Source organism: Brachyspira sp., from assembly GCF_029258575.1.
Lineage (GTDB): Bacteria > Spirochaetota > Brachyspiria > Brachyspirales > Brachyspiraceae > Brachyspira.
In genome coordinates this window covers 1-6,674 of sequence record NZ_JARHYI010000032.1, presented here as the reverse complement: position 1 = coordinate 6,674, position 6,674 = coordinate 1, and the positions used below count along the sequence as shown (strand labels likewise).

7 protein-coding genes are annotated in these 6,674 nt (G+C 26.1%); 3 read left to right on the top strand and 4 right to left on the bottom strand.

Annotation, left to right across the window (positions count from 1 at the left end):
* Both Q1J76_RS02615 and Q1J76_RS02610 read left to right on the top strand, forming a co-directional pair.
* The coding region (locus tag Q1J76_RS02615) for an MATE family efflux transporter (RefSeq protein WP_300366359.1) at positions 1 to 499 on the top strand (499 nt) is incomplete at its 5' end.
* A 132-nt stretch (positions 500 to 631) separates the two neighbouring features.
* Positions 632 to 2,062 carry a sodium:solute symporter family protein gene (locus tag Q1J76_RS02610; protein WP_300366356.1) on the top strand — a complete coding sequence of 477 codons (1,431 nt, stop codon included), beginning with the start codon at positions 632 to 634 and terminating at the stop codon, positions 2,060 to 2,062.
* A gap of 399 nt (positions 2,063 to 2,461) precedes the next feature.
* On the opposite strand, the gene Q1J76_RS02605 is transcribed toward Q1J76_RS02610, so the two are convergent.
* Positions 2,462 to 4,186 carry a PDDEXK-like family protein gene (locus tag Q1J76_RS02605; protein WP_300366353.1) on the bottom strand — a complete coding sequence of 575 codons (1,725 nt, stop codon included), beginning with the start codon at positions 4,184 to 4,186 and terminating at the stop codon, positions 2,462 to 2,464.
* A 100-nt stretch (positions 4,187 to 4,286) separates the two neighbouring features.
* Positions 4,287 to 4,469: a hypothetical protein gene (locus tag Q1J76_RS02600; protein WP_300366351.1), complete on the bottom strand. Its 183-nt coding sequence runs from the start codon at positions 4,467 to 4,469 to the stop codon at positions 4,287 to 4,289.
* 183 nt (positions 4,470 to 4,652) lie between these two features.
* On the opposite strand from Q1J76_RS02600, the gene Q1J76_RS12475 reads away from it, so the two are divergent.
* On the top strand, positions 4,653 to 4,811 hold the full coding sequence (locus Q1J76_RS12475; protein WP_367182060.1) for a hypothetical protein: 159 nt from the start codon (positions 4,653 to 4,655) through the stop codon (positions 4,809 to 4,811).
* Positions 4,812 to 4,914: 103 nt separating this feature from the next.
* On the opposite strand, the gene Q1J76_RS12470 is transcribed toward Q1J76_RS12475, so the two are convergent.
* Together Q1J76_RS12470 and Q1J76_RS02590 are read right to left on the bottom strand one after the other, a co-directional pair.
* Positions 4,915 to 5,076 carry a hypothetical protein gene (locus tag Q1J76_RS12470; RefSeq protein ID WP_367182059.1) on the bottom strand — a complete coding sequence of 54 codons (162 nt, stop codon included), beginning with the start codon at positions 5,074 to 5,076 and terminating at the stop codon, positions 4,915 to 4,917.
* 926 nt (positions 5,077 to 6,002) lie between these two features.
* Positions 6,003 to 6,392, bottom strand: a complete 390-nt coding sequence (locus Q1J76_RS02590) for a hypothetical protein (protein WP_300366348.1) — start codon at positions 6,390 to 6,392, stop codon at positions 6,003 to 6,005.
* Positions 6,393 to 6,674: the final 282 nt, after the last annotated feature.

Sequence of the window (6,674 nt, the reverse complement as noted above, 5' to 3'; positions counted from 1 at the left end):
ACTTTTTATAATGCCTACTCCTGCTTTGGGAAATGCTGTTATGACAATGTCAGCACAGAATATAGGAGCTAATAAATTAGACAGAGTAAAAGAAATTTTAAAAAGCGGAATCATTATAGGTCTGATAATCTCTTCTATTATGACTATATTTTCAATAACCAATCCTTATCTTCTTATAAGAATGTTTACAAAAGATATGCAGGTTTTTGAATATTCAAGAAGCTATATTTATACCATAATGCCTATATTTATTTTTTATTCTGTGATGTTTGTTTGTAATGGAGTTATTAATGGGGCAGGAAAGACTATAGTCATAATGGCTTTTACTACTTCTACAACTCTTATATTGAGAACGATTTTAGCATATGCATTATCAGCAAAGTTCGAGCTTATAGGTATATGGTTTTCAATGGGTATATGCTATATAATAAATACTTTCTTTAGTATGTATTATTTAAAATCCAACAAATGGCAGAAGAATTCCAATATTACTTTATAAATAATTTTCAAATATTTTAAGTATATAATTTGTAAATAATTATGTATCATTTTTTACATAAAATATATTCTATTTAAATAAAATGTATTCTATAATTATTCGGCTATAAAAATTATTTAGGGAGTTTTAATTATGGGAGGAATTATAGTAATTGCCATAGTGATTATTTACTTATTTGCTATGCTATTTATTGGAGTGTATTCCAGTAAGAAAATTAGCAATAGTAATGATTTTGCTTTAGCTGGCAGAAATTTGGGACCTGTACTTTTGGCAGGTACTTTAGCAGCAACAAATATCGGAGGTGGTACTTCATTAGGTTTGGCAGAACAGGCTTTCGGTAAATGGGGGCTTTCTGCTGTTTGGTATGTAATAACTGCTTCTATTGCATATCTTGTACTTGCATTCTTGGCACAGAGATTCAGAAATGCAATGGTTACTACTGTATCAGAATATTTTTATAATAGATACGGTAAGGCTAATGCATTGGTTACTTCTATCATAATGGGGCTTCCTATGATAGGTATAACTGCAGCCCAGATAATAGCTTCAGCTAGTATTTTAACTGTTATGACAGGCTGGAATTATAAACTTTCTGTAGTGATAGTTACAATAGTAGTTACTGCTTATTCTTCTATGGGCGGACTTTGGGGAGTTGCTTTTACAGATTTGATTCAGGGTTCTTTGGTATTTATAGGAAGTTTGGTTGCTATACCTTTTGCTTTGAATTATGCAGGAGGTTTTGAGCATGTACTTGCTAATTTAGAGCCTGCACAAAAATCTTTTACTGCGGGTATGGGTTGGTCTACAATAATATCATTAACTATAATGTATATAGCTTCATATTCCGTTGGACCTGAAATAAGTCAGAGATTTTTTTCAGCAAGAGATTCTAAATCGCTTATGATAGGTTCTTTAGCAGGCGGATTCGTATGTATATTATATTCTTTATTTCCTGCATTTTTAGGACTTATTGCTTCAAGTGTAGTTAAAGACGGACTTTTATCTTCTGAACTTCTTACTTCCGAAGGTACTAGATATATACTTCCTGTACTTGCTATTCATACTATGCCACCTGTTATAGTTGGTTTACTATTTTCAGCATTAATATCGGCTACTATGTCATCAGCAGATTCTGACATGCTTGCCGTATCAGTAATAGCTACTAATGATATATATAAAAAATATATAAATAAAAATGCTACAGATAAACAGCTTTTATTTTTGGGAAGAGTATGTATGATTGTTGTAGGGCTTATATCTATGTTCATAGCTTTCAAGGCTACAAACTTGATAACAATATTAATGTTCTCATTTAGTTTGCGTGCGGCAGGAGTATTTATTCCTTATTTATTTGGAAATTACACAAACAAAAAACTTTCTGCAGTTGCAAGTATGGGATCATTAATTGCTGGAAGTTTTGTTACGATATTTTTTCAATACAATAAAAATATAAATTTATTTGGATTTGATCCTATAATACCGGGTATAGCTGCAAGCTTAATAGTATTTTTAGTTCTTTCAGCTATAATACAGCCTAAGCCTGATGCTTCAAAGACTGAATAATTTTTAGTAAAAGATATCAATTTTATATAAAGTGGATAGAGGATATATAAATCTTTTATCTGCTTTTTTATTATTTTAATTGTTTTCATTTTTTTATTTTAATCATTTAACGCACGGGAATAAAATTATTTTTGATGATAAAATTTAAAATCAATCATAAGCCTAATAATAGAATATCATTTTGCGTGCGGTGATTTAAGCAGAAAATTTAAAAAAACTTGGGTGGGCATCAAAAATAAAAGAGAAGATAAAAAATAAAAATAGTATAAAAATAACATAGTTATGCAGAAAATCTAAAGGGCGGGGTTTTAGAATAAAATAAAAAAATTATTCTAATTATCGCCCTATAATATATTTACTAAAATACTAATCTTATTTTTTCTGACAATTTGCATTATTTTATTTGCTGCATATACTTTCAACATCTTTTTCTAGCAGTTGTATAAATTTTTCAGTAAAGTCGTATAATTCTTTTTCCTGCTGCGGAAACTTAAATTCCTTTACCCATCTGTCGTCAAAATAAAAAGCATCAAATAAATTATGTTTTTTAAGCCAAGCTTCTATATCTTTATTATCTTTTTCCCATTCTTTTATAAGTTTTGGATCATCTTCTGTATATTCACTTCTTGAAAGGAAATAAAAATAACTATTATCATAATAGATATGTATATCTATGGCATAATTGAGTCCTCTTTTCTTGCTTTCAAATTCTTTGTAAAACCATTCTTTATTCCATTCAGCACCTTTAAATTTTGAAACTAAGTTATTGATACGAGTGACAATCAAATTATTATACATATCAGCTATTAATTTTATTTTTTCGTATTCATCAGTATTATTTATTATTTCTTTATAAAAATCTTGAGTTAATTTATCCATTTTAGTTACTCCTGTTTCTCTTAATATTTTTAAATAATGATCTGCTAATAATATCCATTCTTTAGCTTCATCATGTTTTTTAAAATCATTTAAACTATTTTCTATTACTTTAGTATAAAAGTCTTCATCTTCTCCATCATATCCATATATTGTTTTGATTTTTTCTTTTGGTATATCTTTTATAGACTGAGATGTAGGCTGTTTTAATCTATCAGGAGATAAATATACTATTTTATCAACTTCTAAATTATTTTCTAGGCAATTATTATAATATCTTGATAATTGTTCATTCATATCTTTAGCCCATCTAAGTTTATTTTCTATGATTATGCAGTTGTTTGTATCAGTTTTAATTAAAATATCAATTTTATTTTCTTCTCTTACAACTGAATAATCATTATTTAAATATTTAGAAGCATCAACATCTATAAAATCAAGAAAATATTTTAATACCTTTTCATGTTCTAAAAGTTTTGCTATTATATCAGAATGAAAATTTTCTTTGTAATATGTATCAGAAATAAGTTCAAATATATTAAAAGGATAATTTTCATTAAGAGTATTTTTTTTAATATAATCACGATATTTTTCAAGCATATCATTATTGGCATATTTTTGTATGATAGAAAAAATATCTTTTATAATTTCTTTAGACTTATTGAATGGAAATTGCCAAGTATTTAATATATCATAAGTGAAATTAATAGGTTTATTATTATTTAAATTTTCTAATAATTCATTTATAGTTTCTGCAATATCATTACAAGCGATATTAGTACCTCTATAATGCATTTTTCGTGTAAGTTCAGCATTTGCATATTCAGCTCTTTTTATATTTGTATATATGGGTTTTACTTTCCAGAAAAAATCTAATTTTGTATAATCTTTAGTATCTATAAATGGTTTAAGTGCTGATTTTAATTCTTCATCATTTCTACCAATAAAATTATCACCTATTATTTCATATATAGAAAATAAACCTCCGAATTGAGGTACTACAATATAATCACCTTTTCTGAAACTATATATAAATCTCCATAGATGATGTATCCATTTTGGACATTCACCCCATATATTTTCTACATAAGATTTAAACTCCCCATGATAATCTCCATTTTCAACTATTTTATATAATTTTTTATTGAATAACTCTTCGTATCCTGTTGAAAGGTAACCTTTTTCCAATATAGGATATGAACATTCATAGCCATGCGATATTCTATGCAAAAAATAATTTCTCCCCATGAGAATCTCCTTTAATTTTTATTATAATTTAATTGTATATAATGTATGCGACAAAATTTGTCATCATTTTTTATTATTATTCAAAATGAAGTTTTAATTATTATTTATTAGTAGAGCTGTATTCTTCCCACCATTTTTTTATTTCAATTATATTCGTATAATATTTTTTGGTTAATTCATCGTTATAATAATAGTTAACTTCTTCTTCTCCCTCTATAGAACAATTAAGAGTATTGCCTTTTAATTTGAAATTGAAATATAATTTTGTAATAAATAAGTTCATAGTATAAACAGCCTCATTTTTACTTTTTATCTCACTTGCGGAAGTTGTTAATAATGTTAGAATTGAAGCTAAAGGATTGACAACAGTTTCTTCATCTCCTACTAAAACTTTATCTCCTAATATTTTAAAGTTATTAAATAAAAAATAAAGACTTCATCTGAGAACTTCAAACGAAGCCTTTTAATGAAAAATATGATTGATTATTTTTTTATATTACAAACTATATCTGTATTTAATATTTCTTTAGGGGCATGTGGATTTTCTGTATATCTAACAGTTACAGAAGTATCAGTAAATTTTAAAGTACCTACTACCGTATTACCTGCTATAGAAAAACTATAATCAGTACCAGAACCTGTTACAGGAAAATATACATCAGCAACAAACTCTGGAGGAGTTGTATTGTTACTATTTGGAAGAATTGCTACTTCACTATCTTTTACTGTTACCCATAAATAATTTCCTGAAATTGCAGCAGATGTTGATCATAAGTACCGTTATACTGTTCTATGCCTTTGGGAGCTGTTTTGTCCTTGTTGGAACAGCTTACAGATAATATGCCTACTAAAAATAGGCTTAAGAAAATTGTTAGTAATTTTTTGTTCATAAAGAACTCCTTTTGATTTTATTCTAAACATTTTCATGTTTATTTGCTTATTTAACTTAATCATGCAGTATCATTATGTCAAAAACAGTCATAATTTTATACATTAAGCATTTTTTATACAAAAATATATAAACATTTTTAAATGTATTATTAAATTTAAATATGAATTTATATTTTTTATTATTTTAATGATATGATTCAAAATATTCATAATAAATTGAGAAATTGATATATTAGTCCTATAGTTGACTATATGTTCTCTTCCAAAAACAAGGCTTTGAAGCGTTTTCATATTTAGTCTGTTATTAGACTATATCCTTACCTTGCAAAGACAAGGTGTTAAAGCGTTGTGAAAATCTACGCCATGCATATTGTAATATTAAAATTAATTTTAAAATTTAATTGTATTAATAATTTGTAGTTTTGAATAAGTCTGCTTTAGAATTGGAAGAAAAAAGTTGATAAATAAAAATTTCAAACTATTTTATTATCAACTTTTCCCGCCGCAAAAGTTGCAAAAGTGCAAAAAACATATTTTTATTTTAAATCCTATTATAAATAAAAATATAATTTCATCATAATTGTTGTAAAGCTCCTCTCTCCAAAAACAAGGCTTTGAAGCGTTTTGAAAATCTACGCCATGTATATTGTAATATTAAAATTAATTTTGAAATTTAATTGTATTAATAATTTGTAGTTTTGAATAAGTCTGTTTTAGCATTGGAAGAAAAAAAGTTGATAAATTAATTAATTAACTAAAAAATAGCAGATAGCCTGATACATTATTTTTAATTATACATTCCTATGTTCTAAAATATTTTAATAGTTCTATATTTGGTATGATGTAGTACTTTTTTGCTGTCTAAAATAAAAGCTTTACCTGAAAATATCAAGCAAAGCTCTTTAATCGAAAACATAATTGATTATTATATTTGATGACAGACATACTTGTGTCCTATAAGACTAGGCGTATGATCATGTTTTTCATAAGTAACAGTTACAGATGAACCGTCATTATTAAATTTCAATTCACCTTTTACTGTACCATCTCCTAATGAAAAAGAATAAATAAGACTAGATTTTTTGCTTACCTTCAGGTGTTGTGGATAAGAACCATTCTTAAAATCTGTTATAGCTTCTCCATCTTTTACAGATAAATAGAAATTATCATCTGTTCCTTCTGCTTTATAATTTCTACCGTTAAATTTTTCTATACCTTCATTTGTTGGAGCTGTTTTGTCTTTATTCGTGCAGCTTATTGATAATATAGTCATTAAAAATATGCTTAAAAAAATTGTTAATAATTTTTTGTTCATTAAGAACTCCTTTTAATTTTTATTCTAAACATTTTCATGTTTATTTGCTTATTTAATTTTTATGATTATAATTTTATTTATTAATTTACAAAAATTGTAATCATCTGTCATTATAAAATATTTTAAATATAAAGCAAGTGTAAGTTTTCTTTTTATTTGTTTAAGTTCCATAGATATTGCACACTTTTAGTTTAAAAAAAATGAGATATTCCTTATAATTTAAATTGCTAAAAAAAACAAAAAGGAATATCTATGAAACAGTATAATACACAACAGAAAAAA